A 23,398-nucleotide genomic window follows, 5' to 3' on the forward strand; every position below is an offset into this window, starting at 1 on the left:
CGATGGCCAACCTTACGGAATTCTTCAAGAAAAGCGGTCGGCCGGACTACTGGAAAAGGCTTTACCGAAAAGAAGCGGGACTTGCGAACCGCAGCCTGGCCTTCAAGCTGATCGGCATCAATCTGATTCTGATCGCCGTTCCGCTGCTGCTCTCGTCGCTGCTGAGCGGAATCGGTTACTCCCGCGCGGTGGAACGCAATGTGGGCGTCTACCAGGCGGACGCCGTGCACGAGTTCAGCGCCAATCTCGACATCTATATGAACGAACTGGCGCTGCTCTCGGTGCTGCCTTATCAGACGCCCGATCTGCTGGATTATCTGGAGCGGCGGGAAGCCGCCGAGGCAAGCGTCTACGAGGAGCGAATGCTGCTGGAGGAGTTTATGCGGCGTATCCGGGTCAACGGAAGGGTCGATACGATCGGCATTACCCTGCAGGCGGAAAAAGTCCGTTCGTACGTCGAGCCGCCGGACAGCCCGGGACGTTTTACCGAAGAAGACGACCCCGATCTGGGAGCATTCGCCGACGCGGCGGCTTCCGGCAAAGCGGTATTTATCGGTCCGCATTCGCTGAAATCCGACAACGGCTCCACCTATAACGTATTCTCGGCCGTACGGGTCATCCGCAGCCTGGAGAGCGGAGAGCGGCTCGCCGTCCTGAAGATCGACGTGCCAACCAGCGACCTGCGCGAGCGAATCTCGAATCTGTCGGGAAGCGGCGAACGTTCGGTGGCGGTACTCGACGGCAGCGGCGCGCCGATCTATGCGAACGGCAGATTCCCCGACTCGAGCGGCAGCCTTGCCGCTTACCGGGGAGAAGGGACGGTCACGCTCGGCAGCGGGCGTTCTTCGATCCTGATGACTTACGTGACGTCGCCGGTGACCGGCTGGACGGTGCTTCAGGCGGTGCCCATGAGTATTCTGCTCAAGGATGCGGAGACGGTCAACCGGCAGATGCTGCTTGTCGGATTGGCCTGCCTCGCCGCTTCGATCCTGGTCTCCATCTTGTATGCGCTGCGGATCACCCGGCCGCTGAGCCGGCTGCGCCAGTCGATGAAGCTGGTCGAGAAAGGGCAGTTCGGCATCTCGATTCCGGTCGAAAGCGCAGACGAGATCGGCCACTTGAGCCGTACGTTCAATCTGATGGTCTCCCGGCTCGGCACGCTGACGTACCGGCTGTACGAGACGGAGATCCGCGAGAAGAACGCGGAGATCGCTTCGCTCCAGAGCCAGATCAATCCTCATTTTCTGTACAATACGCTCGGCTCGATCAGTATGTACGCCGAGCTCGAAGGCAACCGCGAAGTGGTCAGTATGACCAATCATCTGAGCGCCCTGCTGCGCTACAGCATGGGAGGCGGCCGCGACGAGGTGACCGTCCGGGAAGAGATCGAGCATATTCGCGGATACCTGGCGATTCAGAGTATCCGGTACGAAGAACGGCTGCGCTACCGGATCGAAGCGGAGCCCGGCTTGATGGACAGTCCGATCATTCGGCTGACCCTTCAGCCGATCGTGGAGAATGCGATCGTCCACGGATTGGAACACGGAAGCGGGGAAGTCGGGATCGTGATTGCGATCGGCTTGAGCGAAGGGCGTATCGTCATTTCCGTGACGGACGACGGTCCCGGCATGGGCGACGAAGAGCTGCGGCGGCAGAACGCCAAAATGGAAGAAGGCCTGCTGCCGGAAGGACCGGGCGGCCACGGACTCGTGAATGTGCACCGCAGGTTGGTGCTGAAATACGGATCGGGCTTCGGCGTAAGGCTGGAACGGGCATCGCCCCGCGGCATAAGGGCTTCGATCCGTCTGCCGGATCTGCGGGAACGCGAACTTGAAGAAGGGAGAGAACGCCATGGATAAACGAAAAGTATTGGTCGTGGACGACGAAGCGATCTTCCGACGGGGCCTGCGCCATTTGATCGGAACATCGGATACGAATTGGGAAGTCAGCGGAGAAGCCAAAGACGGCCTCGAAGCGCTCGAAGCGATCGAGCGGACGAGGCCGGAACTTGTCATTACGGATATCCGTATGCCGCGCCTCGACGGGATCGGACTGCAGGAACAGCTGCGCGAGCGTTACCCGGAGATCCGCTGCTTTGTACTGAGCGGATACAACGATTTCCGCTATGCGCAGAGTTCGCTGCGCTTCGGCGCACGGGATTATCTGCTGAAGCCGGTCGACAAGGCCGAATTGTACCGGGTGCTGGAGCAGGTGGACCGGGAGCTGCTGCAAAAAGAACTTCGGCAAACGGAGCGTCTGCCGGAGCGCCGGGTTCCGGCCGTGCTCACGGAAGAGCGGGACCGGCTGCTGGACGGACTCGTCCGCGGAGAGCTGCCGCATGCGCGTCCGGGCGAGCTGCGCGAAGCCGGAATCGAGTTCGAACGCGGCGTCTACGGCCTCGTGGCCGAACTCGACAAGGATTCGGTCGAGCCGAGCCGGTACGAACAGCAGGAAGCGGAGCTGTTCGCGCTCTACATTCGCCAGTTTATCGAAGAAGCGCTGGCCGGGAACGTCCCGGGGTTCGTGTTCCGGCGCGGCGGGAGCGTGGTCGCGCTGCTGGACGCGGAGGTCTCCGCGTCTTCGCTCGCGGAGCTTGCGGAGCTGGCCCGGCATATTGCGGACCGTATCCGGCGCGAAGCCAATCTGACGATTACGATCGGAATCGGCGGCGGGGTACACGGCGTCGAGGAGATCTCCAAATCGTACGGCGAGGCGAGAATCGCCCTGCTGTACCGGCTGACGTCCGGCGGCAACCGGGTGCTGCTGTATGAAGACCCGCCCCGCCAGGAACCGGGGGCGGGCCGAACGCCGCTGACCAACCGCGGCTATCTGGAGCAGGCGCTGCTCGAAGGAGAAGGCGCCGACCTCGGCGAGCGGGTGCGCGAAGGCATTGCCCAGCTGTGCGACTCGGGCGCAAGTCCCTCCGTGATCCACGAGCAGGTCTGCCGGATGCTGCTCGAAGCGTACGGTCTGGCCGTAGACCGCGGAGTGCAAGATGACTGGCCGGAAGGCCGGGATATCGGCGCGGCGCTCCAGGGCGCGCTTGCGCTCAGCTCGAAGTCCGAGCTTGCCGCTTACTGCGCGGGTCTGCTGCGCTCGCTTCAGACGCTTGTCCGCCGAAGGGACGAGAGCGGCGGTCTGCACGCCGTGGACCGGGTCGTCCGCCATATCGAAGAACATTACGCCGAGCCGATCACGCTCGGCAGCATGGCGGAGCTGGTCTTCTTGAACGCTTCGTATCTGAGCAGCTTGTTCAAAGCCCGGCTCGGCCGTTCCTTCGTCGAGATCCTGACGGAAGTGCGCGTGCGTGAGGCGTCCAGACGGCTGCTGCATACCGACGACAAGATCGCCTCCGTCGCCTACGGGACGGGTTTCTCGAACATCCGGCATTTCAACCGCGTCTTCAAAGCGGAAACCGGCCGAACGCCCAAAGAGTTCCGCGAAGCGCTGAGACCGGACCGGGCGAACGCTTGAAGCGGCGGCTTGGCCGGAAGCCGCCGCCCGAATGCCTCCCGCTATCCCCAAATATATGTCCACTGCGCCTAAAGAAGCGTCATTTTACCGAAGGCTCCCCGGCCTTATGATTGATTTGTAAGCGTAATCAACAGAAAACGCGGGGTTCGAGACGACGGTTGGACATTTATCCAAAGGGAGGCACGAAGATGAGAAAAAGACACATGTTCCAAACGGCGGCCCTTGCCATGGTGCTGATGCTGGTACTCAGCGCCTGCGCGGCCGGAGGGCCGGGAGCCGATACGACGACCGGCGGCGGAGAGACGGGCGGCGAAGCGCCGGCAGGCAAGACCAGTATTTCGTTCTGGACGCCGTTCAGCGGCGGCGACGGCGAATTCATGACGCAGATGATCGAGAAGTTCAACGCGGAGAACCAAGAAATTCACGTGGAACAGCTCGCGAATCCGGCGGGCGATTATTACACAAAGCTGCAGACGTCGATGGCATCGGACCAGGCCCCGGACCTTATGGTCCTGCACTCCTCGCGGATGCCGCAGTTCGTTCCGGCCGGTTTCGTAACACCGCTGGACGAACTGGCCGCGGAAAGCCAGCTCGATTGGGGCGAATTCAACCCGACGATTCTGGAGTCCACCATCTATGAAGACAAACATTATTCGATTCCGCTCGATACGCATGCCATCGTCATGTATTACAACAAGGATCACCTGGAGAAAGCGGGCGTGCTCGGCGAAGACGGCAAGCCGGTCTACGATCCGACGCCCGAAGGCTTCACCGAGTTTCTGACCAAGATCAAGGAAGCCGTCCCGGCCGACGTAGCTCCGCTGGCACAGCCGGATGTCCGCACCGACTCCTACTGGATGTTCTGGGGCTTCTACAACCAGCTCACCGACGGAGGCAAATTCTACGACGAGGGCGGCAAAGCCGCGCTCAACAATCCGCAGGCGCTGCAGGCTCTCGAGTATGTAAACAGCCTGTATACGTCCAAGCTGATTCCGCCTAAGATCAACGACGCGGTCAAGCTGTTCCAGGACAAACGCGCCGCCGTTCTGACAACGGGCGTATGGAGTACCGGCGCGTTCGAGAGTATCGACGGACTGAACTTCGGCGTAGTGCCGATGCCGCAGATCTACGATCAGCCCGCAACCTGGGGAGATTCGCATACGCTGGCGCTGCCGAAGCACGGAACCGAAGATCCGGCCAAACAAAAAGCCGCGCTTACATTCGCCAAGTGGTTGGCGGACAACGGCGAACTGTGGGCCAAAGCCGGTCATATTCCGAGTGTGACCCGCGTCCTGGAATCCCAGGAATTCAAAGATATGCCGTACCGCAGCGATTACGCGGCATCGGCCGACTTCGTCAAATACTGGCCGCGTAACGACAAGCAGGGCCAGATCAACGACAACGTTATCAAAGAGTTCGAGAAGATGATGGCCGGCAAACAGGACCCGCAAACGACGCTTGAGAAAGCGAATGCCGTGATCGACAAAACGACGGGCAAATAAACGGGCGATCGAAAAAGAAGGAAGCGGATGTGCGGGCCTGCCGCCCGCCGCTTCCTTTTTGATCCTTCGGTTTCCAAAGCGTATTTCCGGATCCCGATTCCGGTCCGGACTTTCCGGGCTTCGGCCCCCAATCCGAAAGGAGTGACCGCAACCATGGCTTCCAAGACACTATCCAGCAGCAAGAATACGGGAGCGAGTGCCCGTTCGCCGCGAAGCACGCTGCGCCGGCAGGGCTGGGTAACCGGCGTTCTCATGGTTCTGCCGTACACGATCTTCTTCCTGCTCTTCTCGCTGATCCCGATCGTTTACGGCTTCGGCGTCAGTTTCTACGACTGGTCGCTGCTCGGCGACAAGACGTTCGTCGGGCTTCAGAATTATACCAATCTGATGCAGGACGAGGAGTTCCGTACCAATCTGCTCAATACGGTGCTGTTTACGCTCGTCAGCGTACCGCTGATGACCCTGCTTGGCCTGCTGCTCGCCGTACTGGTGAACAGTATCCGCAAAGGACAGGCCTTCCTGCGTATCGCGTTCTTCATGCCCTACGTGCTGTCCGTATCCGTCATCTCCAGTATCTGGGTCATCTTTCTCCAGCCGTACACCGGCCTGCTGAACCGTATTCTGCGCGGGATCGGCTTGATCAACAGCGAAATCTTCTGGCTGTCCGACTCGACGCTGGCCTGGGCTTCGATCATCATGGCCACGTTGTGGTGGACTATGGGGTTCGTGTTCGTCCTGTTCCTCGCCGGGCTGCAGGATATTCCGGAATCGTTCTACGAGGCTGCCGGACTTGAAGGCGCAAACCGCTGGCAGACTTTCCGTTATGTGACGTTCCCTTCGCTGTCCCGCGTGACCGTATTGGTCGTGATCCTGCAGACGATCTCTTCGTTCAAAATCTTCGGCCAGTCCAAGCTGATTACCGGCGGCGGGCCGGCGGGAGCGACCAAGACGGTCGTGTTCTCGATCTACGAAAACGGCTTTCAGACGTTCCAAATGGGCTACGCTTCGGCAATCGCGTTTGTGCTGATGCTGGTCATTCTGGTCATCTCGCTGCTTCAGACCTTCCTGATGCGCAAAATCGGCGAATAGCGTTCGGTTGAAAAAAACGAAGCCGAAACGCGGCGCCGCGCCGGAGCAAGTCCGGGCGGCTGCCCCTATCGGCCAATGGTTCAAGGAGGAGTGTACGATGCTCGATCGAATTTACCCTTATGTCGTGCGTGTCGCGGCCGTTCTGCTGGCCTTCATGTTCCTGACCCCGATCGTCTGGATGCTGTCCCTGTCGCTCACCCCCGAAGGAGGACGGTTGTTCGGAAACGGATTTAACGTATCGTTCGACAACTATGCGACCGTGCTGAACCGCGCGCCGATCTTCGGCTGGATGGGCAACAGTCTGCTCGTCTCGACGATCACCACCGCGCTTGTGCTGCTGCTCGCGTCGATGGCCGCCTATTCGTTCTCCCGGATCCGTTTTCCAGGCAGCCGGGTCCTGTTCGTCCTGTTCCTGTCGGCGATGATGATTCCGGGCGAAGCGACGTTGATTCCGCTGTATCTGCTGATGCGCGACGCGGGTCTGCTCGGCACGCGCGTCTCGCTGATTCTGCCGGCGATCGCCGGTCCCATGGGCATCTTCATCATGAAGCAGTTTTTTGACGGACTGCCCAAAGACCTGGAAGAAGCGGCCCGTATCGACGGAGCCGGATTCTTCAAGATCTGGTACCGCATCTTCCTGCCGCTGTCGCGTCCCGCGCTTGCCGCACTCGGCATTTTCACCTTTATCGGCGCCTGGAACGATTACGTCTGGCCGCTGATCTCCATTTCGGACAAAGCGTACATGACGATCACGCTCGGCCTGCCGATGTTCCAGAGTTCGTACAACCAGGAATACGCACTGCCGATGACCGCCAACGCGCTCGCCGCCATTCCGGTGCTGATCGTGTTCCTGATTTTCCAGAAGCAGATTATCAGAGGCATCGCGTTCACCGGCGGCAAAGAAATGTAACCGCGATTCATGCAGAACCCATTTTCGGACCATCAAGGAGGACTTATGCTTACGCCATCTTCTGAACCCTCATCCCTATCCAACAGTGCCGCGCCGCCCCGTCCCGAATATCCCCGTCCGCAGTTCGAGCGCGCGCAGTGGCTCAACCTGAACGGGGAATGGGACTTCGCGTTCGACGACGAACGCCAGGGCGACCGGGAGCGTTGGTACGAACCCGGCCAAGGAAATTTCGAGCGCCGGATCAACGTCCCGTTCGCTTTTCAGAGCAAGCTCAGCGGTATCGCCGATCCCGGTTTCCACGATCTCGTCTGGTACCGCCGCGCGTTCGACGTGCCGGAGGATTGGGCCGGCCGCCGGATCGTCCTGAATATCGGCGCGTGCGATTATGCGTCCACCGTCTGGGTCAACGGCCGCTGGGCCGCGTCGCACGAAGGCGGCCATACGCCTTTTGGCGCGGATATCACCGACCTGCTGAACGCGGAAGGCGGCAATACGCTGGTCGTGCGGGTCGAAGATTTCAGCCGCGACGTGACGCTGCCCCGGGGCAAGCAGTTCTGGAAAGAAGGCTCGCAGAGCATCTTCTACACCCGGACGACCGGGATTTGGCAGACGGTCTGGCTCGAACCGGTGCATGACGCGCGTCTGGAAAAAGTAAAGCTGACGCCCGATATCGACCGCGGCGAAGTCCGGATCCGGATGTTCTTTTCGCGGGAGACGATCTCTTCGCCGCAAGCCTCCACGCCGCTTACGGCTGTCGTGCGCATTTCTTTTGCCGGGCAGCCGGTAGCCGAACAGTCTTTCCCGGTGCTGCATGCCGAAGAATCGCGCGCGATCGGGCTGAACGATTTCAACGATCACGGCCTCGGCCGCTGGTGGACGCCGGAGCAGCCGAATCTGTACGACGTTCAGTTCGAACTGCTTCAGGGCGGGCAGACGATCGACGCGGTGGACAGCTACTTCGGCATGCGCAAGGTTTCGATCGAGAATGGACGGCTGAGCCTGAACAACCGGCCGACTTATATGCGTCTGGTGCTGGATCAGGGCTATTTCCCGGACGGCGTGCTGACGGCGCCGACGGACGAAGATTTCGTGCGGGATATCCGCCTCACCAAAGAGATGGGCTTCGACGGCGTACGCAAGCACCAGAAGATGGAAGACCCGCGCTTCCTCTACTGGTGCGACCGAATGGGCCTGCTCGTCTGGGGCGAAGCGGCAAACGCCTACGCGTATTCGGAAGAATACGTACGCAGCTTTACCCGCGAATGGCAGGAAGCGGTCGACCGCGACTACAACCACCCGTGCATCGTCGTCTGGGTACCGATGAACGAAAGCTGGGGCATTCCGAACGTGCAGGTGGATGTTCGCCAGCAGCAGCACGGCCAGACGCTGTACCATTTGACGAGATCGCTCGATGAGACGCGTCCGGTCATCTACAACGACGGCTGGGAGATGATGACTACCGATATCGTGGCGATCCACGATTACGAGTGGCGCGAGCCCGTGCTGACCGAGCGTTACAAGACAGCCGAACAGGCGACGCAGGCCATGCCGGCCAACCGGCGCATCTTCGTCGGCGGCAGCAAGTACGAAGGCCAGCCGATTCTCGTAACCGAGTTCGGCGGGATCGCCTATCGCAAAAGCGAGCAGGAGGGCTGGGGCTACTCCGGCGCGGACAGCGACGAAGATTTCCTGGCGCGCCTCGGCGCCGTCATCCGCCCGCTGACGGTTTCCGGCGTCGTGCAGGGCTTCTGTTACACGCAGCTGACCGACGTGGAGCAGGAGATCAACGGGCTTGTGACGTACCAACGGGTGCCGAAAGTGCCTGTGGAAGATATTCGGAGAGTGGTACGGGGCGAAGAGTAGAAGACATAGGCAGCTGCGGAACGTTGTTAGGAAACAAAAGACCGCCGTAACCTTCGGGTTCGGCGGTCTTTTCGGGATGGGAGAATAAACGTATTAAATTCAATGAATGTCTCTATAGAGAGGACTAGTTTCTTTCGTATATCTACAACACCGCCATTTCACAAAACGTTCACGGTAAAAACCTGTGTTTTCAGCAAGGACACTATATTTATACAATTGGAGGGAGTTACAATGTAAGCGTAAACAAAAAAGATTCGATACGGTTTCATCATCCAAGGAGGATGGCAGACATGGCAGCGGCATTGAAAGAATTCAAGAATTGGTTCAGCGGCAAGCTTCAAACGGACAAGACGCTCGGCGAAGAAGAATATCACAAAATGGAGTTCTCGGTCGAACGCCATCTGCATACGCCGGAAATGCGCAGTCCGATTACGTATCAGGAAGAAGCGAGGATCAAAATGGTTCAATATCATTAAGTTCCCGTCCCTATAGAGCGGGAATCGCGGATTTCCGCAGCTGTATTCCCAAGCTATCCAAGCCTCAGACCATCCGGCATTCTTACAAGGATTCGATCTTGTTGAAGAAGCCGGATTTTTTCATTTCGGTTTTCTGTTGAAGAAATCGAATTTGATCACATAATCGAACAGTGCGGTAATGAATACAGCTCCCAATGGAATCATGGCATACATCCAGGCCGGATTCTGCGGGGCTTCGCCGGGAGGCGCATCGATCAAGACGAGGTATAGGGCGATACAATAACTGACGGCGACGACGATTCCCGTTACGTTACGTTTCCTTTTGGCCATGGTTTCCCGTGCCTCCAATCGTTATCTGTCATTGAATAGACGGGGCAGAGCCCTGAAGAGTTGGTTGATTAATGGAAAAAACCTCTTGGCCGCTCGCCGAATATTCTTCCCCGCCCTCTCCTATGCTACAATGGGAACGTTCCGATGAGCGGTACCAGAATGCGACAAGCGAAAGGATGACGAAAATGAGCGAACAAAAAATCAACGAGAGCGAAATGATTGCCTATATTGCGGATAAAACGGGAGTCGGCGAAGCGGGCATCAAATACGTGCTGAAGCACGAACAGGATTTTATCGCGGCAGCGGCCAAAAAACCGGGCGACACCATCGAACTGGACGGCGATGAGCTGGTCGATTACGTGATGGCGCGCAAAGACATCAAGCTCAACGAGCTGGAAGTCGAAAATGTGCTGGATGCCGAGATGGCGTACCTGATCGATAAAGGACTGGCCGGTTACGAAGACTAGGCCTTCATTCAAGCGGACGATCGGCTTCAGGACATCCGCTTCGGCTTAAGTGCAGGGGATTGAAGGGACGGAAGCGTCAAATACACGACGACCGGAATTGGAAAGGCGCGTTTTCGCGGCGGAATTTGCAGAAGGTACGCCCCAAGCGGTCGGATCGGCAGAATTCCGCGCAGAAGACGCGTCTTTTTTTGCAAGAAAGGAGGCAAACGCAGATGGAACCGGAAGACCGAATAAAAAGACGGGCAGCGATGGAGCAGCTCGTCTCCGAGGCGGATGCCTATGCGCCGGCAGGACCGGCGGAGCCGCAGGGCCGGGGAGAGAAACCCGTGAAGAAAAAGCGGGGCGCGCTGCGTAAGCTGGTAAGCGCATTGGGCTGGGTCTTGATCGCCCTGCTGCTGCTTCTATTGGCGGGATTCGTATACCAATGGTTCGGCGAACGGGAAGACCGGCCGGCATTCGTTGCACCGGGGCAGCTCGTGGAAGTGGAAGGCCGCCGGATGCACGTGTATGTGGAAGAGAAGCCGGGCAAAGCCGCGGACGAAGCGACGGTGGTGCTGATTGCGGGTTGGGGGACGGCCAGTCCGTATGCCGATTTTTCGCCCATGTACGAATTTCTTCAGGAGCAGGCGCAGTTCGCCGTAGTCGAACGGTTCGGGTACGGATACAGCGATATCACGGACGAGAAAAGGGACATCGACCGGATCACCGAGGAGATGCACGAAGCACTGCAGCAGGCCGGCGTGGAGCCGCCTTATGTGCTGACGGGGCACTCGCTCGGGAGCCTGGAAGCGATCCGTTTTGCCCAGCTCTATCCGGACGAAGTTCAGGGGATCGTAACCATCGATGCCGGCTCACCGGAATTTTACAAGACGTTTCCGGTACGGACGATGCAGCTGCAGCGGGTTGCGATCAAGAGCGGTCTTGTCCGCGCCCTGTATCACGTCAACGGTTTCGACGCGTATCTGAACGGGCAGAGAAACGGCCTCAAACGGCTGTCGCCGGAGATGAAAGAGCAGGATCGGCTCGCTACGCTGCTTGTGGCCATAAATGATAATGTGACAGACGAAATCCGCAGAACCCATGCCAACGCGGACAAATTGATTGCCGCCAAGAGCCGGCTCGATATTCCGATGATCCAGCTTGTGGCGGATCAATTCGGCGCGGTGACGGAAGAATGGATGGACACGCAGCGGCAGTTCGGCGAATCTTGGTCCGACGACTCGAAGACGGTGGTTGTGCAGGGCAGCGGGCATGCCATTCATGCCTACGATCCCAAATCGACCGCCGAAGCCGCGCTGGAATTGTTGAATAGATAAAGCAGGCGCAAGAAGGAGAGAACCTTTTGGATAAAAAGAAAAAAAGCCTCTTTGGGAGGTTGGGTTCGGTGCTTAAGTGGGTCTTGATCATCCTGCTGCTGCTTCTATTGGCGGGATTCGTATACCAATGGTTCGGCGAACGGGAAGACCGGCAGGCGTTTGTTGCACCGGGGCAGCTCGTGGAAGTGGAAGGCCGCCGGATGCACGTGTATGTGGAAGAGAAGCCGGGCAAAGCCGCGGATGAAGCGACGGTGGTGCTGATTGCGGGTTGGGGAACGCCGAACCCTTACGCCAACTTCTCGCCGCTGTACGAAGGTCTGCGCGGTCAAGCGCAGTTCGCTGTCGTGGAACGGTTCGGCTACGGATACAGCAATGTGACGGAAGAAGACCGGGACATCGACAAGATTACGCAGGAGCTGCATGAAGCGCTGCAAAAAGCCGGAGTGCCGCCGCCGTACGTGCTGGCGCCGCATTCGCTCGGCGTGCTGGAATCGATTCGCTTTGCGCAGCAGTATCCGGAAGAAGTCGCAGGACTGGTGATGATCGATACCGGTTCGCCGGAATTTTACGAGACGTTTCCGTCGCGGGCTTTCCAGTCCCAACTGCAGCGGATCGCGATCAAATCGGGTGTCGTGCGGGCGCTTTATCACGTGAACGGTTTTGCGGAAAAAGTAGCGGCCGGACGCAATGGGCTCAAGCTGCTGTCGCCGGAGATGAAAGAGCAGGATCGCCTGGCTACCCTGCTCGGAGCGAACAATAAGAACGTCACGGACGAGATGAGGCAGATGCACGCGAACGCCCGGAAAGTGGTGCGGGGCAAGACGCGGCTGGATATCCCGATGACGATTCTCGCCGCGGATCATCTGGGCGAGATCACGGAAGAACGCATGGACATCCAGCGGCAGTTCGGCGAGTCGTGGTCGACCGATTCCAAAGTCGAAGTGGTGCAGGGCAGCGGCCATTCGATCCCGGCTTACCAGCCGCAGGCGATCGTCGACGCGGCGCTGGAAATGGTGTCAAAGACCCGATAATTCGTATTGAAAAAAAGAAAGTTGACAACGATTCGTTCCTGGAACTATAATGGTTACAATTGATGAACCCGCTTCACCCCTACTTTATTTTTGAAGGAGCGAATACTTATGGGCAAAATTATCGTAACCGGGGCTTCCGGCCATCTGGGCACGGCGGCTATCCGCCATCTGATCGATCTGGGAACGCCTGCGGGAGACATCGTAGGCATCGTGCGCGACCCGGCCAAGGCTTCGGCGCTCGCCGAATGGGGCGTTGAACTTCGTATAGGCGATTACGACAATGCGGCTTCGCTGCCTGCGGCGTTCGAAGGCGGCGAGAAGCTGCTGTTCGTCTCGGCATCCTCGATGGACAGCACGCTGCGCATCCGCCAGCATGCGAACGTCGTGGAAGCGGCTCGCAACGCAGGCATCCGGCATATCGCGTACACAAGCTTCGCTTTCCCCGACAAAATGACGATCGGATTGGAAAATGTCCATCTCGCGACGGAATACATGCTGCGCACGACAGGAATCGCGTATACGTTCCTGCGCAACGGCTTCTATCTGGATCTGCTGGTCAACGAAGGAACACCGGGCGTGGCGGCGGGCGGGACGGTAGTCTCCGCAGCTCCGACAGGCAAACTGAACTACGTGACCCGCGACAATCTGGCGCGTGCCGCAGCCGTTGTGCTGGCAGGCGAAGGACACGAGAACAAGATCTATGAGCTGACTTCGCCGCAGCCGTTCTCGTACGACGATTACGCAGCCGTGCTGGCCGAAGTATCCGGTACGTCGGTCGCCCACCAAGCGCTGCCGGCTCCGGAAGCCGTAGCCGCGCTGGCTTCCGCCGGTGTACCGGAAGAAGCGGGCGGTTTCCTCGTTTACGTGATCGATGCCGCAATCGAAAGAGGCGAGTTTGCTTCCGCTTCGACTGATCTGACGGATCTGATCGGAGATGCTTATACGCCGCTGAAGAGCGCGGTGGAAGCGGTCATCAAGGGCTGATCGGATCGAATCCCCGATCGGACGCGCGCAGGCGCGGGGTGACCGCGCTGCATGCATGAAGAGCAGCTATACGAACGTAAGCAGCATGAATGTAAGCAGTGGGCCTGCAAGCGATAGGCCTACCTCAACAGCCCGGCATGATTCCTATGCCGGGCTGTTTTTGGGCTTTTCCGATTTTAACGAATCGACATAACGCTATACGTGACTTGAAGGGTGTTTTTGCGGAAAATGGCCGGAATAGCGATACGACGATTCGTTAGTTCTGCCAAACAGGCGAAAACGGCTGTTTAGCGTGATAAGGATTCGCTAGCGCCGGTCGAAACCTGGTGTAGACCGCCGCAGTAGCGGTAGCAGTAGCGGTAGCAGTAGCAGCGCGGCCTCGAATGTCCGTCGCAACGGCGGCCGCTGCTTCAACGCGCCGCCCGGGCAAACGCAAAGCACGCAAAAAGCCGCCTCCGGTATGTTTTCCGGAGGCGGCTTCGGCGTTCAGAAAATCGAAATCAGTTCTTTCGTATACGGATGGCGCTTCTCCGCGAACAAATCGTTCGCGGAGAAGCGGTCGACGATCTCGCCGCCCCGCATGACCATGACGCGCTGGCTCATCCGGTGGACGGCGGCAAGGTCGTGCGAGATGAAGAGATACGATAAGCCAAGCGACGTGCGCAGGCCGTCCAGCAGGTCGAGCACGGCGCCTTGCGAGATGACGTCGAGGCTGGCCGTCGGCTCGTCGAGCACGACGACGTCCGGCTCGATGCCGATCGCCCGCGCGATCGTGACGCGCTGGCGCTGTCCGCCGCTCAGCTCGTGCGGATAGCGGCCGGCGAGTTCGGCCGGAAGCTCGACGGCTTCGAGCAGCCGGCGGATATAGGCGTCGCGCGACGTGTACGCGAAGTGCGTGAGCTTCGCGCCTTGGCCGAGCTGCTGATACGGATCGATCAGGGAGTCGGCGATCCGCAGTTTGGGGTTCAGCGCGGCCGTCGGGTTCTGGAATACGATCTGGATCTTGCGGCGGTGCGGCCGCAGCCGGCGTCCGTTCAGGCGGGCGATATCCTGCCCGCCGAGCAGGATCGAGCCGCGGTCGGCGTCTTCGATCCGCATGAGGCAGCGGGCCAGCGTGCTTTTGCCGCAGCCGCTCTCGCCGACCAGGCCCAGACATTCGCCGCGGTCGAGGGCGAAGCTGACGTTCTGCACGGCCGGACGCTCCGCGCCCGCATACGTGCGAGTAAGCCCGTCCACGCTCAGGACAGGCGCTGCGCTTGAAAAAGGATGCAAAAGCTGTCGGATCATGCCTTGTCCTCCTCGAGTCCCGAATTCAGCGAGCGGCTCAGGATCGGAGCCGCCGCGATCAATTGGCGGGTGTATTCATGCTGCGGATGGTCGAGAATACGGTGCTTGCCGCCGGATTCGACGATCCGCCCTTCCTGCATGACGGACAAGCGGTTCGCGTAACGGCGGACATGCCGCCAGTCGTGCGTAATGAACAAGATGGCGCAGCCGGTCTCCGCCTGCTTGCGCGCCAGCAGTTCCAATACCCGGTGGCCCGACACGCTGTCGAGCGCCGTCGTCACTTCGTCGGCGATCAGCAGGCGCGGCGACAGCAGCAGCGCGGTCGCGATCGAGACCCGCTGCAGCTGGCCGCCGCTCAGTTGAAACGGGTAGCGGCGCAGCAGCTTCGCTTCCAGCCCGACGGACTCCAGCGCTTCGGCCGCTTTGGCACGGCGGACGGCGGCGGATTTTTCCCCGTGGACTTTCTGGTATTCGTCGAAATGCGCGCCGATACTGCGAAACGGGGTGAACGCGCCTTGATAGTCCTGAAAAATATACGAGATGCGGCTGCCCCTTAAGGCGCGCATCTCTTTCGGCGTGCGTTCCAGCAGATTGCTTCCGTCGAACATAATTCGTCCCGACGCGTGCAGGTTCGGCGGCAGGAGCTGTCCGATCGCCTGCGACAGCAGGCTTTTGCCGCTGCCGCTCTGCCCGACAAGCGCCATGAATTCGCCTTCGCGCACGGCGAGCGACACGTTGTCGACGATCTTGCGATCCTGGCCGGCGATGCTTAATTCCTCGATAGAGAGAATCACGGCTGCACCTCCTTTTTCACGTCGAACCGGTCTCTCAGGTAATCGCCCAGCATGTTCGCGATCAGCACGACCGAGACGATGGCGAGGCCCGGATAGACCATCAGTTCGGGCCGCGACTGGAAGTACGGCCGCGAATCGTTCAGCATGGCGCCCCACTCCGGCGTCGGCGGCTGTGCGCCCAGCCCGATATAGGACAGCGACGAGATGAGCAGGATGATCTTGCCGATGTCGAGACTGGCGAGTACGAGTACATGCCCCGCGATATGCGGCAGCAGATGCTTGGTCATGATACGCGCGTCCGACAGGCCGTTCGTGCGGGCGATGCGGATATAGTCTTTTTGCGATTCGGACAGGACGGTGCTTCGGACAAGCCTGGCATAGCTGACCCATTTGACGAGTACGATCGCCAGCACCAGATTACCGATGCCCGCGCCGAGCAGGCCGCTCAGCACGATCGCGACGATCGTATCGGGAAAAGCGAGAAAGCCGTCGGCGATCCGCATGAACAGCCGGTCGACCCAGCCGCGTCGGTAGCCGGCGATCAGTCCCAGCGGAATGCCGATGACGAGCGCCGCGCCCAACGCGAGCAGGCTGTAGCCGATCGTCTGTCCGCCGCCGAGCAGCAGCCGGGTCAGTACGTCGCGGCCCAGATGGTCGGTCCCGAACGGATGCAGCGCGCTTGAGCCCTGCAGGCGTCCGCGCAGGTCGGTCAGCGTCGGATCGTGCTTCAGATAGAGAAACGTATAGGCGGAGGCGGCTAGGACAAGCAGCACGAACAAGGCGGCGAGTATCGCCTGCCAGCCGTGCTTGTTCGACTTCGAAGCGCCGGATAAGCGCAGGGCGGCCGATTTCGGCATCATCGGTGAGCCTCCTTTTCCTTGAGTTTCATCTCGGGATTCAAATAGCGGTACGACAGGTCGACCGCCGTGTTCACGACGAAGACGACGATGGCCATGATCAGGATGTAGCCTTGGATCAACGGATAATCGCGCTGGCGGATCGCGTCGACGACCAGCTTGCCGATGCCCGGATAGGCGAACAGCACTTCGATCACGACGACTCCGCCGATCAGGCTGCCCAGGCTGACGCCGAATACCGTAATGACCGGCGGCAGGCTGTGGCGCAGCGCATGCAGCCAGAAGATGCGGCCTTCCGACAATCCCCGGGCCCGCGCGGAACGGACAAACTCCTGGCTCAGCGAGTCGAGCAGGCTGGAGCGCAGCAGACGCACATAGACGCTGGAGATGGCGAGCCCCAGCGTCAGAGATGGCAGAATGAGCGAAGCGAGGCCATCGCGGCCCATCGTCGGCAGGCTGCCGAAGCGGACGCCGAGCAGGTCGATCAGGATCAGGCCGAGCCAGAAGCTGGGCACCGCCGCGCCGACGATCGACAGCATGCGGCTGAGCGTATCGATCCAGCGTCCGCGGTACACGGCCGAGAGCGAGCCGAGCGGCACGGCCACGAGCAGCATGACCAGCAGCGCGCCGAGCGTCAGTTCCGCCGTCGCGGGCAGCGCCTTCAGCAGCGTCTGCATGACCGGCTGCCCGGTGGAATACGAAGTGCCGAAGTCCAGCCGGACGAAATCGAGCAGCCATTTGCCGAACTGGATCGGCAGCGGATCGTTGAATCCCATCTCTTCGCGCATGGCTTCCACCTGCTCCTGGCTGACGGACAGCTCATCCACGTTCAGGATGGTCAAGACCGGATCGCCGGGCGCCAGGCGGATGAACAGAAAGCTGACGAACATGATGAACAGCAGAAAAAGAAAGACTTCGAGAAACTTGCGAACGATAAGGCGGAACATTACATCACGTCCAGCTTATTCGTGATCATGTAATATTCGCTGCGCGTCGTGATCCAGTTTTTGATCTTGCCGCCGTTGTAGGCCACGATCGTGCCCGGGTGCAGCACGAACGAATTGAGCACATTGTCGTGCACGTAGTTCGCAGCCTGCTCGGCAAGCTTCGCGCGCTTCTCGGGAGCGACGGTCAGGTTCAGTTCGTCGATGATCGCGGTCAATGCCGGATCTTCCGAACCGCTGAAGTTCAGCGCGCCCTTGGGATGATACGTCGCGTTCAGGTAGTAACCGGCGTCGCCGCGCGGCGCGGTCAGGTTGCTGTAGGTGGCCAGGTCCCAGTCGCGGTTTGAAGCCATGTATTCTTCCGGCGTATCGATCTGGCGGATCTCCACATCGATGCCGATCTGTTTGGCGTCGGACTGGAACACCTGCGCGATTAGCGGCAGGTCGGCGCGGGCGGAATAGGTCAGCAGCGTGAGCGCGAGCGGCTTGCCGTCTTTGGCCATAACGCCGTTCTCGAGCTTGTACCCGGCTGCTTCGAGATGTTTTACGGCCGCTTCGGAGCCCGCATCGGACGCCGTATTGTCGTATTTCGGCGCGAACGGCAGCGAAGGGAGGAACGGGCCGATCGCGGCTTCGCCGTAACCGAGCAGAATCGTGTCCACGATGCCCTGGCGGTCGATTAGCGCGTCCATCGCTTTGCGCACGTTCAGATCCTGCATGCTGTCGCGCTCCATGTTCATCGTCATCTGGTGCACGCGGAACGTCGACGTCGATTCGACTTTCATGCCGGCGATCGCTTTAAGCGAATCGAGGCTTTCGACTTCCGGACGGTAGACGATATCGACCTGGCCGGATTTGAGCGCGAGCGAACGGGCGTTGGCGTCTTCGTTGAACGAGAATGTGATCGAGTCGAGCGGCGAGACGCCGTCCCAATACCCGTCGTATCGGCTCAGCTCAAGCTTGCTTCCCGGGGTAAACGTATCCAGAGCGAACGGTCCCGTGCCGATCGGCTTGTTGACGATATCCGGTTCGCTCACGTCGATGATCGCCGTGTTCGGGTTGACCAGTTCGGACGCGAATTCGGGGAACGGCTGGGTCGTCGTAATTTCAAGCTTGTCGCCCTCGGCTTCGATCGACTCGATCTTCAAAGCGTTCTGGATCGCCACGTTTTCTTTCAGCGCGCGTTCCAGCGAAGCTTTGACGGAATCGCCCGTCATCGGTTTGCCGTTCTGGAACGTGATATCGTCGCGCAGGTCGATCGTCCAATGCTGGCCGTCTTCGCTGTCCCAGCTCTCGGCGAGCCACGGAGCAACGGTCAGATTGTCTTCGTCGAGGCGTACCAGCGTTTCCGTGATGCCTGCGCGCAGCGGCACGTAGCTGGAATCGACATGCGGATCGAGCGAACTTGTAGCGAAGTTGTAGAGGAAGTGGACGTTTTTGTCGGTCGAAGCCTGGGCGGAACCTTGCGCGCCGGCGTTGGGTTGGGAAGAAGATCCGCAGGCGCTCAACAGTCCCCCGGTCAGAACGAGGGAAGCGAGTGTGGGCAGCAGCATTTTTTTGTTCAAAAGGATGACCTTCTTTCTCATTTCTTCTATCACTATTGCAGCATGAGTAATCTATTTCGTAATTATTATGATTAACACAACGAGATTTATCTTATCGTAACGATTACGTTTTGACAAGCTATGTCACAAAGAACATAGAGATCCATACAATGCGCACAGCACAAAAAGCCCTTATCGGAATCCGGGGCGGGCCGGATCTTGGATAAGGGCTAGGCAAGAAAAACGGAGCGGACTGTGCGCCAACGAAGCCAGCTCTTCAGATATTCGCTTTGTCCGCGGAACCGGTTCGGCGTTTAAACATTGCGCGGCGTATAATCCAGATCTTTGAACAGCCGGTCCAGTTCTTTGGGCGTCAGATCGCGCCACTTGCCGGTCGGCAGGCTGTTCAGGTAGATGTTCATGATGCGTGTGCGCTTGAGCGCGCGCACGTTATAATCCAGCGCTTCGCACATCCGGCGAATCTGGCGGTTGAGGCCCTGCGTCAGCGTGATCTGGAACACGAACTTGGACAGCTGCTCCACTTCGCACGGCAGCGTTTTCGTGTCGAGAATCTCGACGCCCGCGGCCATTTTTTTCAAAAACTCGGGGGTGATCGGCCGGTCGACGGTAACGAGGTATTCTTTCTCGTGGCGGTTCTCCGCGCGGAGAATCTCGTTCACGATATCGCCGTCGTTCGTAAGGAGAATCAAGCCTTCGGAATCTTTGTCGAGCCGTCCGATATGGAAGATCCGCTGCGAATGGCCGATGAAATCGACAATATTGCCTTTGACGCTGCGTTCGGTCGTACTGGTGATGCCGACCGGCTTGTTGAGCGCGATATACACGTTCTCCTGCGCGGCCTTTTCCTTGATCCGTTTGCCGCTTACGCGTACGTCGTCGCCCGGCTCGACCTGGCTGCCCAGGTCGGCCCGGACCCCGTTGATCGTAACTTTGCCTTCGGCGACGATCTTGTCCGCTCCGCGTCTCGACGTGAAGCCGGACTCGGCGATATATTTGTTAATCCGCAATGGGTATGCACACCTTTCTCGTTGAAAAAATTCTCTGTTTACCATAGCGCAAAGGGGAAGGGTTGTACAGATGCGAGGGCGCCTTCCGGAGAAGAAGAACAGCAAAAAGGCCGGTTCATTTGAACCAGCCTTTCTCCTTGAAGCGCGTAATCGCTTCGATCCGGTTGCCGACGCCGAGTTTGTCCAGAATGACCGAGACGTAGTTGCGCACCGTCCCATTGGTCAGCGACAGTTCGCTTGCGATTTCCTTCGTATTCTTGCCTTCCGAAATGAGCAGCAGTACTTCCTTCTCCCGTTCGGTCAGCGGATTCTCTTCGGCAAAAGGCGCATCGTCGACAAGCTCCGGCGCGTAGATCCGTCTGCCGGACATGACGCTGCGGATCGCGTCGGCCAGATCTTCGCTGGGGCTGTCTTTGAGCAGATAGCCATGCGCTCCCGCCTTGATCGCCCGTTCGAAGTAGCCGGAGCGCGCGAATGTCGTCAGGATCAGGACGCGGCAGCCGGAGCCTTTGAGTTCTTCCGCGGCTTCGAGCCCGGTCTTCTTCGGCATCTCGATGTCCATCACGCAGATGTCCGGCTTGTGTTCGCGTACCAGCCGAACGACCTCTTCGCCGTCGCCCGCGCGGCCGACCACTTCCATATCGTCTTCCAGATCGAGCAGCGAAGCAAGCGCTCCGAGCAGCATACGCTGGTCTTCCGCGATCACGATTCTGATCATCGTGTTATCCCTCCTTGTCGATAGCCCGTTCCCTTTCCGGAGCAGAGACGCCCGCTTCCGCCGGCCCGGGTTCCTGCTGCGCAAGCACGTTCGGAATCCGCATCGTCAGGGTCGTTCCCTGCCCGCCCTGCAGGCCGTCCGCAATCTCGAGACGTCCGTTTACGAACTCCAGGCGCTCGCGCATCCCGCGCAGTCCGCTGCCGCGCGATACGGATTGTCCGTTCTGCCGCCCGCTGCGCTTCTGCCCGCCGGCTTCGCCGAGCCCGCTTCCGTTATCGGTGACGCGCACGATCAGTTCCGCCGGCAGCGGCTCGATTGCGATCGAGCAGGTAGTGGCGCCGCTGTGCTTGACGATATTCGTCACCGCTTCCTTCAGACACATGCTGACGACGTTCTCGTTCAGCAGAGAGGTACGCGTTTCGGCCGGATTGCCGATCAGCGTGAATTCGATCTCGGCCGCTTTGAGAATCTGGCGCAGCCGATGCACTTCGTCTTCGATATGGGTGCCGCGCATCTGTGTGACAAGTTCGCGCAGCTCTTTCAACACAACGCGCGCCGTCTGCTGCACGTCGCGGATCTCGTCTTCGGCGCGCCGGGGATCTTTGCTGACGAGCTTGGCGGCCAGGTCGCTTTTGAGGCCGATGAGCGCGAGATTCTGTCCAAGCGTATCGTGCAGATCGCGCGCGATCCGCTGGCGTTCTTCCATAACGACCAGCTCCGAGATCCGTTTGTTCGCGTCTTCGAGCTGGCCTTCAAGCCGCTCGCTGCGGTTGCGGTTGTACGTCGTGACCGGCAGCAGGATGACCGCGATTACCGTCAGGGCGACGAACGGCCACTGGCTGACCATCAACGGATTGAGATGCACGTAGCCGACGTACACGGAAGCGAGCGCGGCGGCAAGCTGAATCCAGTACAGCGTGAAGAAGCCGCGCTTGCTGCGGATATTGCCTACGAAAAAAGCGAGAAAGACGGCAAAATACATATAGCCGAACATCAGCGTCATCGAGACCGAGAATACGATCTGCATACTTGTCCAGAAATAAAGCAGTCGTCCTTTGGAAGCAAAAGCCAGCAGGTAGCAGACGAAGAAGCCGACGACCATGCCGATCCCTGCTACAACATGGAAAGGTGTCGATGAACGGAAGATGAAATAGAACGGGAGGATATAGAAAACGACCCAAACGTAAGGGTTGAGGCCGGTACTGCGCTGAAAGATCTGATACCATTTCTGCATGATCGACTGCCCCCTATAAAGCGATACCGGCGCCGCGACCGCGGCGGGTGCGTGCACGGTCTGATTTTTTGTGATCATTATAACCCGGGGCCTCCTTTTTCCCAAACCGATTCCGCCTTGAGCCTGGACGCGGAACCGGCGGTAATGACGAAAATGCAGGACTTGCCGACATTTTCGCCCTGTTTTTCGCAAAGCAAAGACCCCGGAATACGGAATGCCGGGGTCTGATCGGTTCGATCCGCGAAGACGGGCCGGGCGAGCGGCGCGTCTTCGATTATTCGTGCGGAAGTGCCGGTTTTTTGCCCATGTCGCGGGAAACGTTTTGTACCGCATTCTTCGGCAGTCCGCTGCGTACTTTGCGGCCTTGGCCGTAGCCGGTGAACGTTTTGGTTTCTTCGTCCCACAGACGGAACTTCAGCGATTGCAGGCTGGTCCGCAGCGTGATCGTTGTTGCTTTTTGCAGCGGGATCGAAGAATCATGCGCTTTTTCCAAGTTATAGTTCGGAACTTTCGGGCTCAAGTGATGCACATGGTGGAAGCCGATGTTGCCCGTGATCCACTGCAGCGGCTTCGGCAGTTTGTAATACGAACTGCCTTCGACGGCCGCGTTCACGTAGTTCCATTCTTCTTCGTGTTCAAAGTAGGAATCTTCGAATTGATGCTGCACGTAGAACAGCCAGATGCCGAGCATGCCGGAAAAGAAGAAGACCGGACCTTGCACGAGCAGGAACGCCTGCCAGCCCATTGCCCAAATCAGTGCCGCATACAATCCGACGAGCAGAATATTCGTCAAGTAAGTGTTGCGGCGTTCCAGGGCTTTTGCACCTTTGCGGTTGAAACGTCCCTGAATCAGGAAAACGAAGATCGGACCGATTCCGAACATGACAAGCGGGTTGCGGTAAAAACGGTAAGCCAGGCGCGTCCAGAAGGAAGCATTGTTATATTCCTCGATCGTCAGCAGCCACATATCGCCCTCGCCGCGTTTGTCGAGGTTGCTGCTCGTCGCGTGGTGCATCGTATGGCTGTATTTCCATTTGCGGTACGGCATAATCGTAATGACGCCGGTGATCGTGCCGACAATGTCATTGGCCTTTTTGTTTTTGAAGAAAGAACCGTGCGTGCAGTCGTGGAAAATGATGAAGGTCCGGATCACGAAGCCGGAAGCCACGAGCAGGAGCGGAAGGGCCAGCCAATAGGAGATGGACATAGCCAGATAGCCGCCGACCCAGAACAGGATGAGCGGGATAATTGTATTGAACAGCTGAAGGACGCTGGCTTTGGTATCGGTTTTCTCGTAAGGTTTCATATGCTGCTTGAGTTCGGTAATCGGATTATGGGCACGTGACGCAGTCATGAATGACTCCCCTTTCGATGGCGTTCCTTGGAACGTCTCTGTTATTGCAAGTATAGCGGGGGAGGGAAGCAGCGCACAGTCATAAACGTCAGATGACACAGATGACAAATGTCATATTACAAATCCGCTTATCTAAATTTATGAATATACAAAATGCGTGGAGAAGAGTACAATGGGAGCGTCCAGGTTGATTTGT

Annotated in this window: 21 protein-coding genes; 11 read left to right on the forward strand and 10 right to left on the reverse strand. The window is 58.9% G+C overall.

The features are described 5' to 3' along the window. Window positions 1-2: 2 nt before the first annotated feature. The 7 genes from HOP44_RS16505 to HOP44_RS16535 all read left to right on the forward strand — a co-directional run bounded on the left by HOP44_RS16505 (window position 3) and on the right by HOP44_RS16535 (window position 9,314). Window positions 3-1,859, forward strand: a complete 1,857-nt coding sequence (locus tag HOP44_RS16505; protein WP_172255252.1) for a cache domain-containing sensor histidine kinase — start codon at window positions 3-5, stop codon at window positions 1,857-1,859. Then, window positions 1,852-3,474, forward strand: coding sequence for a response regulator (locus HOP44_RS16510; RefSeq protein WP_172255254.1), 1,623 nt, complete (start codon window positions 1,852-1,854; stop codon window positions 3,472-3,474). The genes HOP44_RS16505 and HOP44_RS16510 overlap by 8 nt, the downstream gene beginning before the upstream one ends. A gap of 188 nt (window positions 3,475-3,662) precedes the next feature. After that, complete coding sequence (locus HOP44_RS16515) at window positions 3,663-4,976, forward strand: ABC transporter substrate-binding protein (protein ID WP_172255256.1); 1,314 nt, start codon at window positions 3,663-3,665, stop codon at window positions 4,974-4,976. Window positions 4,977-5,129: 153 nt separating this feature from the next. Next, window positions 5,130-6,065 carry a carbohydrate ABC transporter permease gene (locus HOP44_RS16520; protein ID WP_172255258.1) on the forward strand — a complete coding sequence of 312 codons (936 nt, stop codon included), beginning with the start codon at window positions 5,130-5,132 and terminating at the stop codon, window positions 6,063-6,065. 97 nt (window positions 6,066-6,162) lie between these two features. Then, a complete protein-coding gene (locus HOP44_RS16525; protein WP_172255260.1) occupies window positions 6,163-6,975 on the forward strand; it encodes a carbohydrate ABC transporter permease in 813 nt (270 codons plus the stop codon). A gap of 45 nt (window positions 6,976-7,020) precedes the next feature. Then, on the forward strand, window positions 7,021-8,838 hold the full coding sequence (locus tag HOP44_RS16530; protein ID WP_172255262.1) for a glycoside hydrolase family 2 protein: 1,818 nt from the start codon (window positions 7,021-7,023) through the stop codon (window positions 8,836-8,838). Between the two features lie 290 nt (window positions 8,839-9,128). Beyond that, complete coding sequence (locus HOP44_RS16535; protein ID WP_246369871.1) at window positions 9,129-9,314, forward strand: hypothetical protein; 186 nt, start codon at window positions 9,129-9,131, stop codon at window positions 9,312-9,314. 120 nt (window positions 9,315-9,434) lie between these two features. Here HOP44_RS16535 and HOP44_RS16540 read toward each other — a convergent pair whose 3' ends face one another. Beyond that, the gene (locus HOP44_RS16540) at window positions 9,435-9,644 is read right to left on the reverse strand and encodes a hypothetical protein (RefSeq protein WP_172255266.1); all 210 of its coding nucleotides are present in this window, start codon (window positions 9,642-9,644) and stop codon (window positions 9,435-9,437) included. Between the two features lie 185 nt (window positions 9,645-9,829). On the opposite strand from HOP44_RS16540, the gene HOP44_RS16545 reads away from it, so the two are divergent. From HOP44_RS16545 to HOP44_RS16560, 4 genes are all read left to right on the forward strand, one after another. Continuing rightward, a complete protein-coding gene (locus tag HOP44_RS16545; RefSeq protein WP_172194602.1) occupies window positions 9,830-10,111 on the forward strand; it encodes an HU family DNA-binding protein in 282 nt (93 codons plus the stop codon). A gap of 212 nt (window positions 10,112-10,323) precedes the next feature. Next, window positions 10,324-11,427 carry an alpha/beta fold hydrolase gene (locus HOP44_RS16550; RefSeq protein ID WP_172255268.1) on the forward strand — a complete coding sequence of 368 codons (1,104 nt, stop codon included), beginning with the start codon at window positions 10,324-10,326 and terminating at the stop codon, window positions 11,425-11,427. A 68-nt stretch (window positions 11,428-11,495) separates the two neighbouring features. After that, entirely contained in the window at window positions 11,496-12,458 is a 963-nt protein-coding gene (locus HOP44_RS16555) for an alpha/beta fold hydrolase (protein WP_343059933.1), read from the forward strand. A gap of 108 nt (window positions 12,459-12,566) precedes the next feature. Beyond that, window positions 12,567-13,442 (forward strand): SDR family oxidoreductase, encoded by an 876-nt coding sequence (locus tag HOP44_RS16560; RefSeq protein ID WP_172255272.1) that lies wholly within the window; start codon window positions 12,567-12,569, stop codon window positions 13,440-13,442. Between the two features lie 486 nt (window positions 13,443-13,928). On the opposite strand, the gene HOP44_RS16565 is transcribed toward HOP44_RS16560, so the two are convergent. The 9 genes from HOP44_RS16565 to desA form a co-directional block, all read right to left on the reverse strand. After that, entirely contained in the window at window positions 13,929-14,729 is an 801-nt protein-coding gene (locus HOP44_RS16565; RefSeq protein ID WP_172255274.1) for an ABC transporter ATP-binding protein, read from the reverse strand. Continuing rightward, entirely contained in the window at window positions 14,726-15,523 is a 798-nt protein-coding gene (locus HOP44_RS16570) for an ATP-binding cassette domain-containing protein (protein WP_172255276.1), read from the reverse strand. The genes HOP44_RS16565 and HOP44_RS16570 overlap by 4 nt, the downstream gene beginning before the upstream one ends. After that, on the reverse strand, window positions 15,520-16,383 hold the full coding sequence (nikC, locus tag HOP44_RS16575) for a nickel transporter permease (RefSeq protein ID WP_246369873.1): 864 nt from the start codon (window positions 16,381-16,383) through the stop codon (window positions 15,520-15,522). Before nikC ends, HOP44_RS16570 begins: the two co-directional genes overlap by 4 nt. Next, window positions 16,380-17,327, reverse strand: coding sequence for a nickel ABC transporter permease (gene nikB, locus HOP44_RS16580; RefSeq protein WP_172255278.1), 948 nt, complete (start codon window positions 17,325-17,327; stop codon window positions 16,380-16,382). The genes nikC and nikB overlap by 4 nt, the downstream gene beginning before the upstream one ends. Further along, on the reverse strand, window positions 17,327-18,877 hold the full coding sequence (gene nikA, locus HOP44_RS16585; RefSeq protein WP_425501889.1) for a nickel ABC transporter substrate-binding protein: 1,551 nt from the start codon (window positions 18,875-18,877) through the stop codon (window positions 17,327-17,329). The genes nikB and nikA overlap by 1 nt, the downstream gene beginning before the upstream one ends. A gap of 305 nt (window positions 18,878-19,182) precedes the next feature. Next, the gene (gene rluF, locus HOP44_RS16590; protein ID WP_172255282.1) at window positions 19,183-19,941 is read right to left on the reverse strand and encodes a 23S rRNA pseudouridine(2604) synthase RluF; all 759 of its coding nucleotides are present in this window, start codon (window positions 19,939-19,941) and stop codon (window positions 19,183-19,185) included. A 70-nt stretch (window positions 19,942-20,011) separates the two neighbouring features. Beyond that, window positions 20,012-20,614, reverse strand: a complete 603-nt coding sequence (locus HOP44_RS16595; protein ID WP_172255284.1) for a response regulator transcription factor — start codon at window positions 20,612-20,614, stop codon at window positions 20,012-20,014. Between the two features lie 4 nt (window positions 20,615-20,618). Next, the gene (locus tag HOP44_RS16600) at window positions 20,619-21,848 is read right to left on the reverse strand and encodes a sensor histidine kinase (protein WP_172255342.1); all 1,230 of its coding nucleotides are present in this window, start codon (window positions 21,846-21,848) and stop codon (window positions 20,619-20,621) included. A 274-nt stretch (window positions 21,849-22,122) separates the two neighbouring features. After that, entirely contained in the window at window positions 22,123-23,202 is a 1,080-nt protein-coding gene (desA, locus tag HOP44_RS16605) for a Delta(5) desaturase DesA (RefSeq protein WP_172255286.1), read from the reverse strand. Between the last annotated feature and the right edge of the window lie 196 nt (window positions 23,203-23,398).

This window comes from Saccharibacillus deserti, assembly GCF_013618475.1.
Taxonomy (GTDB): Bacteria; Bacillota; Bacilli; order Paenibacillales; family Paenibacillaceae; genus Saccharibacillus; species Saccharibacillus deserti.